The organism is Methanoregula sp. (genome assembly GCF_028712425.1).
Taxonomy (GTDB): domain Archaea; phylum Halobacteriota; class Methanomicrobia; order Methanomicrobiales; family Methanospirillaceae; genus Methanoregula.
Window position 1 is genome coordinate 34,616 of the sequence record NZ_JAQTQD010000010.1, and the last position, 16,652, is coordinate 51,267.

Annotated in this window: 16 protein-coding genes; 5 read left to right on the forward strand and 11 right to left on the reverse strand. The window is 57.1% G+C overall.

Annotated elements, in window-relative coordinates; all coding sequences use genetic code 11:
* Positions 1-7: 7 nt before the first annotated feature.
* The 11 genes from msrB to fhcD all read right to left on the reverse strand — a co-directional run bounded on the left by msrB (position 8) and on the right by fhcD (position 10,342).
* On the reverse strand, positions 8-469 hold the full coding sequence (gene msrB / locus PHF39_RS07030; protein WP_300222168.1) for a peptide-methionine (R)-S-oxide reductase MsrB: 462 nt from the start codon (positions 467-469) through the stop codon (positions 8-10).
* Positions 470-664: 195 nt separating this feature from the next.
* The gene (locus PHF39_RS07035; protein ID WP_300222171.1) at positions 665-1,630 is read right to left on the reverse strand and encodes an isocitrate/isopropylmalate dehydrogenase family protein; all 966 of its coding nucleotides are present in this window, start codon (positions 1,628-1,630) and stop codon (positions 665-667) included.
* Entirely contained in the window at positions 1,627-2,427 is an 801-nt protein-coding gene (locus PHF39_RS07040; RefSeq protein WP_300222175.1) for a hypothetical protein, read from the reverse strand. The genes PHF39_RS07035 and PHF39_RS07040 overlap by 4 nt, the downstream gene beginning before the upstream one ends.
* Positions 2,424-2,894: a 3-isopropylmalate dehydratase gene (locus PHF39_RS07045; protein ID WP_300222178.1), complete on the reverse strand. Its 471-nt coding sequence runs from the start codon at positions 2,892-2,894 to the stop codon at positions 2,424-2,426. Before PHF39_RS07045 ends, PHF39_RS07040 begins: the two co-directional genes overlap by 4 nt.
* Positions 2,894-4,105 (reverse strand): aconitase/3-isopropylmalate dehydratase large subunit family protein, encoded by a 1,212-nt coding sequence (locus PHF39_RS07050; RefSeq protein ID WP_300222181.1) that lies wholly within the window; start codon positions 4,103-4,105, stop codon positions 2,894-2,896. Before PHF39_RS07050 ends, PHF39_RS07045 begins: the two co-directional genes overlap by 1 nt.
* A complete protein-coding gene (locus PHF39_RS07055) occupies positions 4,102-5,229 on the reverse strand; it encodes a homocitrate synthase family protein (RefSeq protein ID WP_300222184.1) in 1,128 nt (375 codons plus the stop codon). Before PHF39_RS07055 ends, PHF39_RS07050 begins: the two co-directional genes overlap by 4 nt.
* Positions 5,210-6,481: a thiamine pyrophosphate-dependent enzyme gene (locus PHF39_RS07060; protein WP_300222187.1), complete on the reverse strand. Its 1,272-nt coding sequence runs from the start codon at positions 6,479-6,481 to the stop codon at positions 5,210-5,212. Before PHF39_RS07060 ends, PHF39_RS07055 begins: the two co-directional genes overlap by 20 nt.
* Positions 6,478-7,446 (reverse strand): radical SAM protein, encoded by a 969-nt coding sequence (locus PHF39_RS07065; RefSeq protein WP_300222190.1) that lies wholly within the window; start codon positions 7,444-7,446, stop codon positions 6,478-6,480. The genes PHF39_RS07060 and PHF39_RS07065 overlap by 4 nt, the downstream gene beginning before the upstream one ends.
* Positions 7,428-8,324 carry a methanogenesis marker protein 11 gene (mmp11, locus tag PHF39_RS07070; RefSeq protein WP_300222193.1) on the reverse strand — a complete coding sequence of 299 codons (897 nt, stop codon included), beginning with the start codon at positions 8,322-8,324 and terminating at the stop codon, positions 7,428-7,430. Before mmp11 ends, PHF39_RS07065 begins: the two co-directional genes overlap by 19 nt.
* Complete coding sequence (locus tag PHF39_RS07075; protein ID WP_300222196.1) at positions 8,308-9,264, reverse strand: tRNA(Ile2) 2-agmatinylcytidine synthetase; 957 nt, start codon at positions 9,262-9,264, stop codon at positions 8,308-8,310. Before PHF39_RS07075 ends, mmp11 begins: the two co-directional genes overlap by 17 nt.
* Positions 9,265-9,457: 193 nt before the next feature.
* The gene (gene fhcD / locus PHF39_RS07080) at positions 9,458-10,342 is read right to left on the reverse strand and encodes a formylmethanofuran--tetrahydromethanopterin N-formyltransferase (RefSeq protein WP_300222199.1); all 885 of its coding nucleotides are present in this window, start codon (positions 10,340-10,342) and stop codon (positions 9,458-9,460) included.
* 604 nt (positions 10,343-10,946) lie between these two features.
* Between fhcD and PHF39_RS07085 the strand changes: the two genes are divergently transcribed.
* Genes PHF39_RS07085 through PHF39_RS07105 form a run of 5 tightly spaced genes read left to right on the forward strand, consistent with a single transcriptional unit; the run spans position 10,947 to position 16,294 of the window.
* Positions 10,947-12,119, forward strand: coding sequence for a 4Fe-4S binding protein (locus tag PHF39_RS07085; RefSeq protein ID WP_300222202.1), 1,173 nt, complete (start codon positions 10,947-10,949; stop codon positions 12,117-12,119).
* A gap of 5 nt (positions 12,120-12,124) precedes the next feature.
* Positions 12,125-12,706, forward strand: coding sequence for a CoB--CoM heterodisulfide reductase subunit C (hdrC, locus tag PHF39_RS07090; protein ID WP_300222205.1), 582 nt, complete (start codon positions 12,125-12,127; stop codon positions 12,704-12,706).
* Between the two features lie 3 nt (positions 12,707-12,709).
* Positions 12,710-13,633: a CoB--CoM heterodisulfide reductase subunit B gene (gene hdrB / locus PHF39_RS07095; RefSeq protein WP_300222208.1), complete on the forward strand. Its 924-nt coding sequence runs from the start codon at positions 12,710-12,712 to the stop codon at positions 13,631-13,633.
* Positions 13,634-13,643: 10 nt separating this feature from the next.
* Positions 13,644-15,821, forward strand: coding sequence for a CoB--CoM heterodisulfide reductase iron-sulfur subunit A family protein (locus tag PHF39_RS07100; protein WP_300222210.1), 2,178 nt, complete (start codon positions 13,644-13,646; stop codon positions 15,819-15,821).
* On the forward strand, positions 15,821-16,294 hold the full coding sequence (locus PHF39_RS07105) for a hydrogenase iron-sulfur subunit (protein WP_300222213.1): 474 nt from the start codon (positions 15,821-15,823) through the stop codon (positions 16,292-16,294). Before PHF39_RS07100 ends, PHF39_RS07105 begins: the two co-directional genes overlap by 1 nt.
* Positions 16,295-16,652 lie beyond the last annotated feature (358 nt).

Sequence of the window (16,652 nt, forward strand, 5' to 3'; positions counted from 1 at the left end):
TGCCTTGCTACGGTTTTTTCAGGATTAGCGCAGCCGAGTTCATGCAGTAGCGTTTTCCGGCAGGTGCCGGCCCGTCATCGAATACGTGACCAAGATGTGCACCGCACCGGGCACAGAGGACTTCGATCCGGACCATGCCTGCCGAACGGTCCGGCCGGGTTTTTACATTCAGTTCCGATACCGGAGAAAAAAAGCTCGGCCAGCCCGTTCCGGAATCGAACTTGGCTTTCGCATCGAAAAGGTCGGTACCGCAACAGGCACAGGCATAGATCCCCGGTTCTTTGCAGGCATGGTATTTCCCGGTAAACGCATATTCAGTCCCGTTCTTTCTCGCCACTTCGAACTGTTCGGGAGTGAGAATCTGCCGCCACTCATTATCAGTCCTGATCACTTCAGGAAGATTCTCGACAACCCCGATCCGGGCATTGAAGATGGGTATCGTACTTTCTTTTTCCCCAGGAGAATGCATAAACGGTCCTTCAGCTCCTGCTGAAGTCATGGCGCAACCGGATAATAGAGGTATGGATAGCGGCACCGCAGGTACGCGCTGCCATATCAGCCATCGTATCCTGCAACCCGTGATCAGAATAGTCTTGCCGGCGGGTTTGAACAGCTTCCGGATTCCCCCGGAACACGCCGATCCGGAGAAACACCGGAACACTGGTTATTCGCGGCAGATCTCACGGAGGACGGCATCCCCGAACTCCCGTGTGCCGGCACAACCCCCGAGGTCACGGGTACGGATTCCGAGGGTAAGCACACGGTCAAGGGACACCTCAACACGGGACGCCCCCTCGTGGTCCCCGAGGTAAGAGAGGAGCATCGCGGCGCTCCTTAGCGCAGCAATCGGGTTTGCAATGTTCCTTCCCGCAATATCCGGTGCACTCCCGTGAACCGGTTCAAAGAGGGCATACCGGTCGCCGATATTCGCACTCGGCGCGAGCCCAAGACCGCCGACAAGGTATGAGGCAACATCCGAGAGGATATCGCCAAAGATGTTGGTTGTCACAACCACATCATACGCGGCCGGGTGCTGGAGGAGGTCAAGCGCAAGGGCATCGATGAACCGGTCATTGAATTCAATGCCCGCCTCTTTTGCCTCGCTGCGGCACACATCCCGGAAGAGGACATCCGATTTGAGGACATTTGCCTTGTGACCGATTGTCAGGTGCCCTTTTCGTTCCTTTACGAGCCGGATTGCCGACCGGACAATCCGTTCGCTGCCGGCCCGGGTCACGACCCGGAGCGTTGTTGCACGGTCGGAAGAGAACTCTTCGATCCCCGAGTACAGGCCCTCCGTGTTTTCCCTGACGATCATGATATCGAAACCATTGCCCCTGACCGGGCGCAGGTTTGCGTACAGGTCAAGTGCCTTCCTGATACGCAGGACGACACTCTGGTAGTCTTTCATTGGCGGAGTGGTGACTGCGCCAAACAGGACCGCATCGGCAGTCTTGAGATCAGCTATCTCCTGATCGGCACAGGGACAGCCGGTCTGCTCCCACTTCCCGTACCCCACCTCTACCATGAAATACTCAAACTCGGGGTGAAGGGCTTCAAGGACCTTACGGGCAACCGGAATGACCTCGTGCCCGATCCCGTCACCTTCCACTACGGCAATCTTTTTCATTGCGCCCTCCACCGTAAAACAAGGTCATTGACCGCCCGGGCAACGGTTGAAGGGTTTGCACCCCAGTGGACGACATGCCCGGATTTCCCGTTCCAGGTGCCGGGCCCCTCACGCTCTGACCGGCAGCAGCGGGCGATGAATGGCTCCTCCTGCACCTGCCCGAGAGGACAGATATTCTCCAGCGTGAAATTGTTCCCGTAACATTCCGTATAGAACTGGGAACCGGTAAGGCATCCTGCAAGGCGTTCCCCCCCGTGCATGGGATCCGCATCAAGGGTATGATCAAACCCGGCAGCACGGCAGGGGTGGACATCCGCCCGGATCTCCCGGATATCCCGCACATGGTGGCAGAACTGTAACGAGAGATCGCCAAACAGGCCGGCGGCCTCCAGTTCCCGCAGGCACATCGAGAGGTTTGGTCGCGGCGGGCTCACATCATAGACATGGACCGTGAGGAGTCCCGACAGATCGGGATCGAGGACGAATGTGATGTGCTCGTCAAGACCGGTAAAGACCGTACACCGGTGGCCGGAATCGCGGGCAAGCCGGATCAGGTTGGTGCGGTCATGCAACTGCACTTTTTCAGGGTAGCAGAAAACTTCCTTCGCTGGCGCAAGGACCCGGGACGAGACGATCCTGCGCATCAGTCCCGTTTCCTCCGGATCAGGAGTTACCTCCAACAGCTCGAAGCCGCTTCCGGTTTCGTGGAGAAGGTACCGGCTCAGAAAATAGACCCTATCACCGCACGGTTTTGCCGAGGCGTGGCCTACGTACTTGCAGTGTTCCGGGAAGATCATTTTCGTTTTCTCCAGTACTCCACGAGGCCACCGGCTTTCAAGATATCCTGCATCCTCGGCGAGAGGGTCTTAACCGTATGCCGTTTTCCCGAGACCTCGACAATGCCCTGTGCGAGGTTGAATGTTATCTGGCTGCCCTCATCGCACGCGATATCGGCTTCGATGAGTGGCAGGCCGACGTTGATGGCATTCCTGAAAAATATCCGGGCAAATGTGGGCGCAATCACCGCAACTGCCCCGGCCTCCCGGATCGCGATGGCTGCCTGTTCTCTCGAGGACCCGCACCCGAAATTCTTTCCGGCTACAATGACAGCTCCCTTGAGCCGGCGGGCGAGGGAAGGGTCAAGATCCTCGAAGACATGGGATGCCCAGATGCTCTTGTCCTTTGTCCGCAGGTACCTCCCGGCGATCACAACATCGGTATCGATGTCGGCAGGCAGGCAGATTGCACGACCCGCTCCCTTCATCACGCCACCTCCGGGGCAGTGATCTCTCCTGCCAGTGCGCTGGAAGCCGCCGTGGCAACCGACGAGAGATAGATCTCTCCCCCGATACCCATGCGGTTCTTAAAGTTGCGGTTAGCCGTGGAGAGACAGACCTCGTCTTCGCCGAGAACGCCCATATGGGCGCCAAGGCAGGGACCGCAGCCGGGTGTACCAACCGTGCATCCCGCCTCGACAATGTCGGCAAGGACACCGGTCCGTGTTGCCTGGAGAAGAACGGAGGCCGAAGCGGGGACGACAATCGTCCGCACCGCTACTTTCTTTCCTTTCACGATACGGGCAAGGCGTGCAAGATCGGAGTACCTCCCGTTGGTGCACGTGCCGATGAATACCTGGTCAAGGGGAAGCCCGGCAAGTTCGTCAACGGGTTTTACCGTGTCGACGCGGTGCGGTACGGCAACGAGCGGAATTATGTCGGAGAGGTCGAACTCCAGCTCGCGGGAATAGGTGCATGATTCGGGGATCTGTGGCTTTACTGTATGCCCCCGTTCCCGGAGATAGCGGACGGTTACGTCATCGGCATAGAAGAGCCCGGCTTTTGCCCCGGCTTCAACGGACAGGTTGGAGAGGACCATACGCTCGTCAATGGACAGGTCTTTGACCGCATCTCCAATGAATTCCAGTGCCTGGTAGGTTGCCCCGTCAGTCCCGAGCTCGCCCACATAGGCAAGGGCGAGATCCTTAGCCTCCGCAGCCCCGGCAAACCGCCCTTCGAGCCGGAGCGCAATCGTTTCCGGAACCCGGAGCCAGGTCTCACCGGTCAGCCAGATCGCCGCCATGTCCGTTGCACCGACACCGGTGGCGAATGCCCCGAAAGCCCCGAGCGTAACGCTGTGCGAGTCGGCGCCGATGATGATCTCGCCGGGGAGAGCATTTCCCTCGCCCATCAGCTGGTGGCAGATACCTCCGCCCACATCGGAGAAGTTCATGAATGAACTTTTTGCAAATTCACGGAGCTCGTGCTGGAGGGTTGCGGCAGCGGAATTGTTGGCAGGGGCGATATGATCGAAGAAGATGGAAAACTCGGTATCACCAGCAAGATGTCGTGCACCCATGTTCTTCCATGCCTCCAGTGCCAGCATGCCGGTACCGTCACAGGCAAATGCCCGGTCTACGTTCCGATCCACATATACGCCGGCCGGGGCATTCAGGATACGTTCAGACAACGTGCTCATGCCGGGTACTCCTGTACTTTTCGTATCAGTTTTCGCAACACTTCCGGGGTGATGTTGCATTTCCGCTCGGAATGATCCTTAACGAGGTCGAGGACGGCGCAGATCTGGTTTTCCGTCAGCTCGCAGCCAAGGGACGCGACAACGTGCTCAAGGGCCTTTTTCCCGGTGTGTTTCCCGAGGATGAAGTGGCGTGTTCCCCCCACGAGTTCGGGAGGGAAGAACTCATAGGAAGATGGATCATCGAGGATTGCCGCAATGTGGATGCCACTCTCGTGGGAGAACGCCAGTTCCCCGGTAACAGGCTTGTTCCGGGGCAGGGAAATACCGGAATAGTGCTCAACAAGGTGAGAGAGTTCCGTCAGTTTCGAGAGATCGTACCGGTCAATCCCCTTCTTTGTCCGCAGGAGGATGAGGAGCTCCTCAAGCGAGGTATTCCCTGAACGCTCGCCAATCCCGTTCACCGTGGTATGGAGCTGGAACGCACCGGCTTCTGCGGCGGTAAGCGTGTTTGCAACGGCACAGCCCATGTCGTTGTGGCAGTGGGCGCAGAGCGGGCGGTCCACCGATGAGACGAGTTCTGCCATTACCGCGTGCATCTCGGAGGGGATGAGACAGCCCACGGTATCGGCATAGCTGAGGAGGACGGCCCCGCGTTCTGCTGCACGCCGGTAGACCTGTTTCAAGAAAGGGAGATCCGTGCGGGACGCATCCTCTGCGGCAAACCGCACCTGCATCCCATGGTCACGGGCATAGTCGATCATCTCCAGGGATTCTTCCAGTACCTGCTCGCGGGGTTTTTTGAACTTGAGCCGGACGTGAAGCTCAGACGTGGGGATAAAAATGCTCACCATATCGATCCCGCAGTCAATCGCGTCCTGGATATCGGATTTTTTCGCCCGGCAGAAGCCGCTGATCCGGGCGTCAAGCCCGAGATTCGCAATCGTCTTCACGCAGTGCTTCTCGTTTTCCGATACTGCCGGAAAACCGGCCTCGATCATCTCGATGCCGATCTCGTCCAGCAGGGTGGCAATTTCGACTTTCTCCTTGCAGGAGAATGAAACTCCCGGGGTCTGTTCGCCGTCCCGTAACGTCACATCACAGATCTCAATATTCAATGGTGTCATGGCTGCTCCATTCCGGACAAGTCCCGTTCACGACGAGCGTCCGCGGCCTGTCCGTAACCACGAGCTCGCGTTCAAGTGCCGGTACATCATCAGCCCGGCAGGCGACCGGGTCCGCCCATCGCAGGTACGGGAGCGGGTCGTATGACGGCTGCTTACCGGTCATTGCGGTGCAGGTGTTGTTCATCACGATACAGAGCATCGGGAGACCTTTCTCGTAAACGTCGATGAGCGCATTCAGGCCGGAATGCAGCAGGGCATAGTCCCCGATCAGGGCGACTTTCGTGCTCCGCGCCGCAACAGCGATACTGGAACCCATGCCATAACTGGCTGCCCCCAGTTCGTAGGGCGGGGTCATCCCGAGCACCGAACACCCGGCATCGCAGATCAGCGCCATCCTCCGCTCTTTCAGGATATCCATCATCGGAAGGAACGGACAATTCCTGCAAAACGTACGATAGAAGCCCCGGTCTTCCCAGGACTGTGGCCGGTCCTGCGGCACCGGGGGAAGGATCCCGCGATGGTCGCGGATGAACGTCCTTCCACGCTCCCGTATGTCCTGGATCCCCGCCACCTGCTCCGGAGGGGGATTCACGGTGACAATCCGGGTCTTCCCGGGACACGGGCCGGCACCCGCCGGCTCCCCGTTCCACTGGTTCAGGGACGAGGTGGAAGACCACGCAAACATGGTGCGGTAGATCTCCTCGGCTGCGGTAACCCGGCCGTTCATGGTCCAGGTCCGTTCCGAGAGCCTCCCCTTCCCATCTTTCGGTTTAACGGGGACATACTCCGCTTCCGAATCCAGCAGGGACGGGGTGAGGCGGAGCATCGCAACCCGTGAGAACTGTTCCGAGGCCTCCAAGGCAGATACTACACTTGCGTAGCAGCTGTCAGTACCGGGTTCGAAAACCGGCAGTTCCGCAAGTTCCCCGTAATACCGGGAGTCCTGCGAGGTCTGCGATCCCTCTGCATCCGGATCATCGCCTGCAACCAGCACCACCCCGCCGATCAGGCCCTGGGCAGTGGCCTGCAGGAGGGGATCTGCACAGGCATTCACACCGACATTCTTGACGATGACTGCGGCTCTCCGCCCTTCCAGCGAATCGCCGAGGGCATATTCCAGGGCGGTCTTCTCGTTTACCACCATCTCCGCGTTCACGCGTGTGCCAAGATCCGTTACCGGAAAACCCGGCACGGTATACTGCCGGTCAGTACAGGCCAGCAATGCCTCGGCTATGACATCAATGCCTTTCATCCATCCCTCCCGGGAACAAGGTCGCACCCGGTGCAGCTCGTGCACATTGTCTCCGCAAGGCGGGCATCAAGTCCTGCCGCTTCAAGAGCCTGCCCGTGAACTGCGAAGATTTTCTTCAGCCGATCAGCAGACGGACGGGGCACATTGGAAAGCTCAGCAACCGGGTTGAGCGGGCGAAGGACCGGAATCACGCCGTGGCTTGTCAATCTCCGGATACAGGCCGCCAGTTCAGCATCCGTCTCGCCAAGGCCTATGATGACATTCGAAAAGACACGATTCTTCCCGAAGAGTTCTACCGAACGGTCGAGAGCCTGCCAGATCCGGTTGTAATCCAGCCCGGGACACATCTTTAAAAACAGTTCCGGCGTCGCAGCTTCGAGGTTGAATTTTACTTCAGCAACGCCGATCTCATGGAGCCGGTCGGGAGTATTCTCCGTAGGGTATATGGAGACGCCGATCGGAAGGCCAAAGGAAACAAGGTGCCTGACCACTTCCAGCACATATGCCTCCTCCTCCTCGATACTCTCCAGCACACCGCTCGTGATCGAGATCGCATGGATACGGTGCCGCACGGATTCCACCATTGCCATGATCTCGTCAATACTCTTTCTCTTCCCAGGGGTATTCGGCACATTACAGTACCGGCACCGGAAAATACAACTGCCCGTTACGGCGATGAAGGCCTGGTCCGGGCAGTGGAAGCCGGGCTCGAGGAGGCGGCCGCTGATGAGGTGCCCGTCAAGATACAGGTCAGCCACACCGTTCCCCCGGTGAACAACTTCCACGTTGCTGAGCGGATCGAGGGCAAGCTTCACCCGGTGGCTTCCCATGGCAAAGAATAGTGCACCGCTGCCACCGACCCCGGGACCTGCCGCAGAACGAGCGATGAACCGTTCTGCCGGTTCACCGGTCAGGCATACAGATCCAGTCTCAAGCAGTTGTGCCTTCAGGTCTTTCCACTGCATAGTTCCAGCGCCTCATCGTACCGTGTGAAAAAGGGGATGGCTGCCACTGCACCGACAATTCCCCTCCCGTTCATGATGATCCTCAGGTCCGGATCCCTGAGGGAATCCAGCTCGCCTGCATCAATCTCTCCCCGCTTGACACGGTGCCCGTATGCCACCAGTTCCTCCGAGAGCGCGAAACCGGAATATACAGCCATCCCGGTTTTCTTCGACAGGGTGTACGTTTCGAGCAGTTTGTGGAAGCGGCTGACCAGTCCTTCGGGATCGCTTGTCGCGAACTCGGCGACCAGACCGACGCAGTTCTTGGTCCGGTACGGTACTGGGTAGAGCTGGACTATTGTATGGGACAGGTAGATCGACCGTTCATCCTCAACAGCACGGGCGATATTGTGGACAAGGGTCCATGTTGCGCCTTCTTCAGGAGTGTCCGTGTCATCGACACCAATCAATACCCGCTGCATTCTTGGGAGCCATACCGTTGCACCGGCGATCTTCCCCCCGCCAGCAGGATCGCACCGGCTCCGGAGGACCCCGGCTGCATCAGAGCGGCATGCCGCAGCACCAACACCCCCGCCGCCCATCCCGATATAGGTAACGGCGATCTCATCTCCGTCGACCTGACAGGAAGAGATCCCGGCCGGGAACCGTGATCCCTCCAGCGCAAGGTCAACCGTCCCGGTCTTCAGAAGGTAGCGCATCGTGGCTCCCACGCACCGTACATCCTCTACCAGCGGGCTCTGTGCGTAATGGAGCTTTGACCACATTGCGCCGCCAATACAGTCAAAGAACTCGATGAGTTCTACTGTAGTCCCGGCGACATCCGCCACCGCAACGATCCTCGGGTAGTGAATTACATACGGTTCAGAGATGTTCGCCATAGAGTCCCGCTGCCTCGATGCCCCGGTTGCCCCAGAGCACTGCACCAAGTGCGCCGATCCTGCCTTTCCGGCCATTGGTATCGATGAAGGTTATGCCCATCTCCCGTGCTGCTTCTTCTGCCCTTCCAACCGTCATGATCTCCTGCTTCACCTCGGCAAATGCCGGTGAGTCGCGGATGAACCCGATACCCCGGTGGTACGCTATGCCGGTATCCTTTGAGAACGTATTCTGCTCCACGTATGCCCTGACAAAATCGAGGAGTGCCTGCGCCTTGTCCGGCCTGACGGCGAAGTTCAGGGCGGATCCAACGCAATTCGTGGTCTTGGTGGGGACCGCCGGATTGAGCTGGATAAGGCGCATGTTTAAGAATTCCACCCCGGGGATCGTGCAGGCACCGGCGCATTTCAGCGCCATCACCCAGGTTGCACCTTCCGTTTTGGTATCGGTGTCATCAATGCCGATACAGATCTTCTCGTACCGCGGGGAGACGATCCGGACATGGTTGGTGCGTGCCCCGCCAATCTTCAGGTCCTCCTCGCCTGGATATTCCGCCCGGATAACACCGGGTGCCTGGGGGAGGCAGGCAGCAACACCGACACCGGCACCGGCAATGCCGGCCCACGACGTGATCACCTCGTCACCCGATACCTCGACTGCTTCGAGGGCCTGCCCGCCAATCTCGCCTGCCGCGGCACCAAAATTCACCGGGTGCCTGCCCAGTTTTGCCGCGATCACCATGCTGGTCCCCTCAACAGAACATCCTTCAACAGCACCACCCGCTCTCTTCCGGTTCATGGCATCCCATTCAATGGGTCCGCGTGCCCGGCACTGCTCAAGGATCTCGGCCCTGCCGTTCTGTTCATCAACCATAACCAGGAATTTCTGCGAGAAGAGCGGTCCGAACCGCTTCGTGACTTCGTCGGGAGTAAGGGTGATCATGTTATCGCCGAAATTTTCGTTAACAAAATAATCGGCAATAACCCTATTTATTTAGATCGATCTTTCCCGTACAGTTTCCCACACAATATGCGTAGTAACTATAGGGCAGGAACCGGAATTCTGCACTATCTAAGTATAGCGGCATTCACACAGCGGGAATGGTAATTCGGCAGAACAGAAAAAAAGGATGAAATCAGAGGACTTTGTGGAGCTCGATCTTGAAGGGTCCGAGCGTGCCGCCAAAGTTACCGGCCGAGATGAACTTGACACCCGGCACGGTTACTGCTGCCTTGATACCGGCTGCCATTGCTGCTGCAACCGACTTCTCGTCCACACCATCGATAACGATCTCGTACACTGCCTTGACACCGGCCGGGATCTTGGAGTCGGGCACCTTCTCGCGAAGGGTGGGGCAGTACTTCTCGTTCGTGGATGCGGGCATGAACTTGTACTTCAGGCTGCCGACCTTGGAGCCGCTCGCAACAACACCGCCGGGGAAGCTCGTGATGGTCCCGGCAACGCCGTCGATTGCCTCGACTGCTGCCTGGGCACCCATGAGGGCTGCCATCTGGTTCTCGCCCATGACAAAGAAGTTCCCGCCGGCAACGCCCTTGACGATGCCGAACTCTTCCTCACCAACATATTCGCCTTCCATGATCGGGATGACCCAGCACTTCCTGCCGCCGACTTCCTTCTGGTACTCGTGCCCGTCGCCGAAGAAGTGGAGCTTGACCGGGATCTTTTCCTCGGCACTGGTGATACCGTTGAAGACAGCAGTTGTGGGTGCCGTCAGGACGCATTCCGCAAGGCGCTCGACGACCTGTTCTTTCAGTTTCTTCTTGCTGGCACAGATCAGGATTGCCACGCCGGGGCGCCCGTCAGGGGTCTGTGAGCCATCCAGCTCAGATTCGATACCTGCCTCACACGGGCAGCCTATCGCAGATGTTGCAAACCCGGTAGCCTCGGTTGCTGCCTTCTTTGCCCATTCCTTGTTCACTGCAGTGATGATGATCCGGCAGACCCAGGTAGGGAATGCCTCTGCATAGGTATTGTCAATAGTAACGCCGTTGATTTCCATGAGATAACCTCCGGTACCACAAAGGTACCATGATGGTCACTGAATAAAGTTTCTAATTACATTTACGGGCAGGACATAACAAACGAAAGCGCAGTAAAATAACAAGAGATAATCCCAAGAGGTACATCAAAATTCATTAACTATGGCTTGTTTCCTATTAACATGCGAACCGGGTATTTAAACTAACATAATACAATCGTCTATAAAACGGCGGTACATCGCCAATAAATTTCAGAACATTTATCTATCATCTTCTACCACTTTTTGTTAGTCGATTTTTAGAATCGATCTATAGCTGGTGCGTGAAGATCAAAAATGGCATTTGCAGTGCACATAACAAAAAAACATTGTACTAGCTGTAAAATTTGTGTGGTTGCTTGTCCTGGTTTCGCAGGTGAGCTTCGTGCAGCGGATTCTGTGCCAACAGATGATGTCTGCCGGATCGGGAACGGATTTCCGTTCTTCCTGATTTCAGAGGGAAGCTCACACGCCGGATCCGGCGTCTGCGTCCAGGCGTGCCCATACGGTGTTATCAGAATTGCAGGCCACGGGTATGGAATACCCGGGGCATGTGTGCAATAAGAAACAGCGTGAGGGTGAATACATGGCATTGTTTCCCAAGTTTTCGAAAAAGAAGGATGGGGTAAACGTTGTGATGGAGCAGCGGCTCCTTCAGAACACCAACAACCTTATTCTCAATGCTGAGACCTGCACGGGCTGCGGCATCTGTGTCGACGCCTGTCCCGAGGAGGCTATCGTCCTCGGGCTTGTCGGTGCGTCGAGGCGTGGTGCTATCAACTACGCTGCCCCGATCGATGTTGACGAGACCAAGTGTTCCTACTGTGGTGTCTGCGTCATCATGTGCCCGTTCAATGCATTGACACTGAAGGTGGATGGAAAGGAGAGACTTCCGATCATCGAGAAGGAAGGATTCCCGCAGTACGACATGAAGGCGGAGATCAACGACGAGAAGTGTGTCAAGTGCACCACCTGCGAGGAGGTATGCCCGCGGGATGCAATCGACCGGAATGTCCCCGCCTACGAAGGGACCTACAAGGGCCCGGTTGCCGGCGCAAAGCCCAAGTCTGCCGCAATGAAGAAGAAGACGACCTTCACCGTTGACAAGGAGAAGTGTTCGCTCTGCGGCCTGTGCGGTGCCCTGTGCCCGGCAATTGTCGTGAAGCACAAGGAATTTACGGCTGAGTCCGGCAAGGTGGAAGGCGACGTGATCTGGGACGAGACCAAGTGCGACGCCTGCAAGGTGTGTGTTGAAGTCTGTCCCGAGGAATGCATCACGGTCGAACGCGAGATCATTTCCGACAAGATCGATGGAAAGGTCGACATTATCCAGGACAACTGCTGCACCTGCCGGTGGTGTGCGATAAACTGCCCGACCGAGGCAATCACCGTTGAGAAGATCTTCGAGGGTGACATCGAGTTCCATGCAGAGAAGTGCCCCGGCGGCTGCTCAACCTGTGCAGAGATCTGCCCGGCAAACGCGATCTACCTGCCGACCCCGAAGCCCGCGGCCGACATGAAGCACGAGATCGAGCCCACCATCGCCGTCAACAAGGACTTCTGTATCCTGTGCGGCGCCTGCGTGAATGCCTGCCCCGGTGAGGATATCATCGTCCTCAAGAGGACCGGTATCCGCATGAAGGGCACGGAGACCGACCTTTTCAAGAAGATCAAGGCAAAACTCTGCACCACGAGGACCTCGAAGGTGAAAGAGGATGTGCCCGGACAGGTTAACCTGAAAGTAATGGGGAAGGCGTGAAGATCATGGCACGAACAAAAGGTTACCCGGAAGCGCTGGAGAAGAAACTCCGCGACCAGAGATATGTCCGTGAAGACTCGAATCCAGATTTCTTAAAGAATGTAAAATCGATCTCACGCACCATCGCCCACATGTGCTACCAGTGCGGTACCTGCACCGGCTCCTGCCCCTCTGCACCCCGCAGCTCGTACCGTATCCGCAATTTCATGCGGAGAGCGGTTCTCGGGCTCGAGAACGAGGCACTGACCGATCCTGATCTCTGGCTCTGCACCACCTGCTACAGCTGCACGGACCGGTGCCCGCGTGATATCGCCCCAACGGATGTCATCATGTCCATGAGGAACCTCGCGTTCAAGCGCGACATTGTCCCGGTCAATTTCTTAAAGACCGTCCAGGCGATCTACTCCTCGGGCCACGGTGTGCCCAACAACGATGTCAACCGTGCAGCCCGCGAGAAACTCGGACTGACACGCGACCCGCCGACGACCCATATGTACCCAGAATACATCAAGGGCATCCAGACGATCCTCAATCATTACAAGCTCAAGGCGAATGCCGACCGCATTGTCAAAGAGAGGGAGGGCTAAGTCATGGCTGAATCAGGCGCAAACCACAAGTTCGCATTCTACCTCGGATGCATTGCCCCCAACCGTTATCCCGGCTGTGAATCCGCGGCAATCAAGACCTGTAAGAAACTCGGTATCGAGCTCCTTCCCCTCAAGGGCGCAAGCTGCTGCCCGGCACCCGGTGCATTCGGTTCTATCGACCTGAATGTCTGGTATGCAATGGCAGCCCGCAACCTCGTGCTTGCCGAGCAGATGAAGATGGATATCGCCCTTCTCTGCAACGGCTGCTACAAGTCCATCTGGGAGGTCAACCACAAGCTCAAGCACAACAAGGACCTCCGCGACGGTGTCAACGAAGTCTTAAAGGAGATCGACATGGAATACAAGGGCTCAATCAATGTGTACCACATCGCAGAGCTCCTGTACAACCCGAAATATGTCGGTCCTGAAAAAGTCCGCGACAGCATAACAAACCCCCTGACAGGTGCCCGCATTGCCGTCCACTACGGCTGCCACCTGACCAAGCCCCACAAGGAGAGGGAGTTTGAAGACGAGGTCATGCTGAACACCGAGCACCCGGTCTGGATGGAAGAACTCGTTGCAGCTCTCGGGGCAACCCCGGTCGAGTACCGCAACAAGATGCAGTGCTGCGGTGCCGGCGGCGGTGTCCGCGGGTACGACATTGTTCACTCGCTGGACATCACGAACGAGAAGCTGATCAACCTCAAGGAAGTCGGTGTCGATGCGCTGACCGACATCTGTCCGTTCTGCCAGCTCCAGTTCGACCGCGGCCAGATCGAGATCCAGGAGAAGTTCGGCGTTTCCTACAACCTGCCGGTACTTCACTACTGCGAACTTCTCGGTCTCGCGCAGGGAATGAGCCCGCAGGACCTCGGGCTGGACCTCCATGGTATCAGCTGCGAACCGTTCCTGCAGAAGGTGCTGTGAGGTGGTAAAAATGGCAGAAAAGAAAGCAACCACCAAGAAAGCCCCGTCCAAGAAAGAGGACTCAAAGAAGGTAGCTCCCGTGAAACAGGAAACCAAGAAAGCGGCAGCACCTGCCGCAAAGCCCAAGGCAGCTCCGGCAGATGCCCCGGCACAGGCAGCAACAGTCATGCCCACCATGAACCCGGGCGATGCACGCGTCGGTGTATTCATCTGTCACTGCGGTACCAACATCGCCGGGTCAATGGACATCGAAGCAGTGCAGGAAGCCTCAAAGAAAGTCCCGCACGTGGCCTATGTAGACAACTACAAGTACATGTGCTCGATGCCCGGGCAGACCGTCATCAACAAGGCTGTCAAGGAACACAAACTGACCGCTGTTGTTGTTGCAGCATGCACCCCGCGTCTCCACGAGCCGACCTTCCGTACAGCAACCAAGGATGCAGGATTAAACCCCTTCCGGTTCGAGATGGCAAACATCCGCGACCAGAACTCGTGGGTGCACATGCACGACCGCGAGGGGTCCACGGACAAGGCAATCGATGCCATCAAGATCGCCGTGGCAAAAGCCGCACTCCTCCAGGACCTCCACCCGAAGTCCGTGCCCGTTGAGAAGGCCGCCATGGTCGTCGGCGCCGGTGTTGCCGGTATGCAGGCAGCCCTTGACCTCAATGCCGCAGGCATCAAGACCTACCTCATTGAATCCGACATGAGCATCGGCGGACGCATGTCCCAGCTCGACAAGACCTTCCCGACACTCGACTGTTCGCAATGTATCCTTACACCGAAGATGGTGGATGTCGGCAGGGCCGAGAACATCGATCTCATGACATGGTCCGAGGTCCACGAAGTCGAAGGGTACATCGGAAACTTCGATGTCACGATCCGCAAGAAAGCCCGCGGTGTCATGACCCCCAAGGAAGCCGAAGCCAAGGGTATCGTTGGCGGCGGCTGCAACGGCTGCGGAGACTGTGAGAACGTCTGCCCGGTCGTCAAGCCAAATGAGTTCGAAGTCGGCATGAAGCCGAGGAAAGCGATTTACATCAACCACCCGCAGGTCGTTCCCCTCATCTACACCATCGACTTCAACTCCTGTGTCAAGTGCGGCCTCTGTGTAACCGCCTGCGGTCCCGAGAAGCGTGCAATCGATCTTGAGATGAAGGACGAGTTCATCAAGGTCAAGGTCGGTACCGTCATCCTCGCAACAGGGTACGATATCTTCCCCATTGAGAACAAGAAGGAATGGGGATACAAGAAGTACGAGAACGTTATTTCGAGCCTTGAGTTCGAGCGTCTCATCTGCGCATCCGGTCCAACCGGTGGCCACCTGGTCCGCCCGAGCGATGGCGAGACTCCCAAGCGGGTCGCGTTCGTGCTCTGTGCCGGATCCCGTGACAATACCGGGATTGGCAAGCCCTACTGCAGCCGGTTCTGCTGCATGTACTCGCTGAAGCACGCCCACCAGATCATCGAGAAGATCCCGGGATGCATCCCCTACCTCTTCTACATGGATATCCGTTCCTTCGGTAAGATGTACGAAGAGTTCTACTACCGTATCCAGGACGAGGGCGCGAAGTTCATCCGCGGCCGTGTGGCAAACATCCTTGAGGACCCCAAGACCAAGAACCTCCATGTCTACACCGACGACACGCTCCTCAACCGCCCCATCGATATGGAAGTCGACCTGGTCGTGCTCGCAGCGGCAATCGAACCCAAGGCGGATACCAACCGGACCCGGAAGCTCTTCGGTGTCTCCTGTTCAATGGACGGCTGGCTCCTCGAAGCCCACCCGAAGCTGAATCCGTGCGGTACCACAACAGCCGGTGTCTTCCTTGCCGGTGTCTGCCAGGGCCCGAAGGATATTCCGGACACGGTAGCATCCGCAGAAGGTGCGGCATCCGCAGCATCGATCCCGATCCACATGGGAGCAGTCGAACTCGAACCGTACTTCGCCATGTGCATTGAAGACAAGTGCGCAGGCTGCGGTATGTGTGTCAACCTCTGCCCGTACTCCGCGCTCTCGCTTGTCGAGAAGGACGGCCGGACCGTCATGCAGGTCACCGAGGCCAAGTGTAAGGGCTGCGGTACCTGCGGTGGCTTCTGCCCCGGTGGTGCCATCTGGATGAACCACTTCGCGACACCCCAGATCGTGGCACAGATCGATGCCTTCCTGCTCGGAGGTGAGCAGTAATGTCTGCACCCGGAAACTTCCCCATCCCCAAGCGTGGCCCCGGCATCTGGCAGCCCAAGATCCAGGGTATCGTCTGCAACTGGTGTTCCTATGCCGGTGCTGACCTTGCCGGCGGTGGCCGTATCCAGTACCCCCCCGATGTCCGGATCGTCCGTGTCATGTGCACGGGCCGTATCGACGCACTCTTCGTGCTGAAGGCCTTCGCTGACGGCGCCGACGGTGTCCTCGTATCGGGATGCCACTTCGGTGACTGCCACTACCTTGAGGGCAACTTCAAGGCAGCCAAGAGGATGTTCATGGTCAAGCGCCTGATGAAGAGCATCGGCATTGACGACCGCCGCTTCCGGATGACCTTTGTCTCGGCATCCGAAGGTGCAAAGTGGGGCGCTGTGATCACCGATGTGGTCAAGACCATCAACGAGCTTGGCCCCAGCCCCATCACAGAAATCCGCAAAGAGATGGAGATCAAGTAACGGTAAAACCGGGGAGATGATATCTCCCTTTTTTCCCGCATTCCAGCTCAAAATCGCACCAGAAAGCACTGCAAATCCAGCTTTCGGGGAGATTCACGGGTACACGAACCCTGCCCCAAAAGCACCTTTTTTATAGAGAGCGCATACCGGAATCCGCAGTTTTTATATACAATATAACAACGAGTTGTACGAATTTTATTTTTGTTAATACCGAGTACAATAATAAAACCCATGGAATATCCAGTATTTTAACGTTGCCCTGTTTTTTATTTTGATTCGCCGCGGATTATAAAATTATTTTCCGGGATAAAATAGGAATACTTATATGGCGAAATTGGGAATTATTGGTTGTCCCATC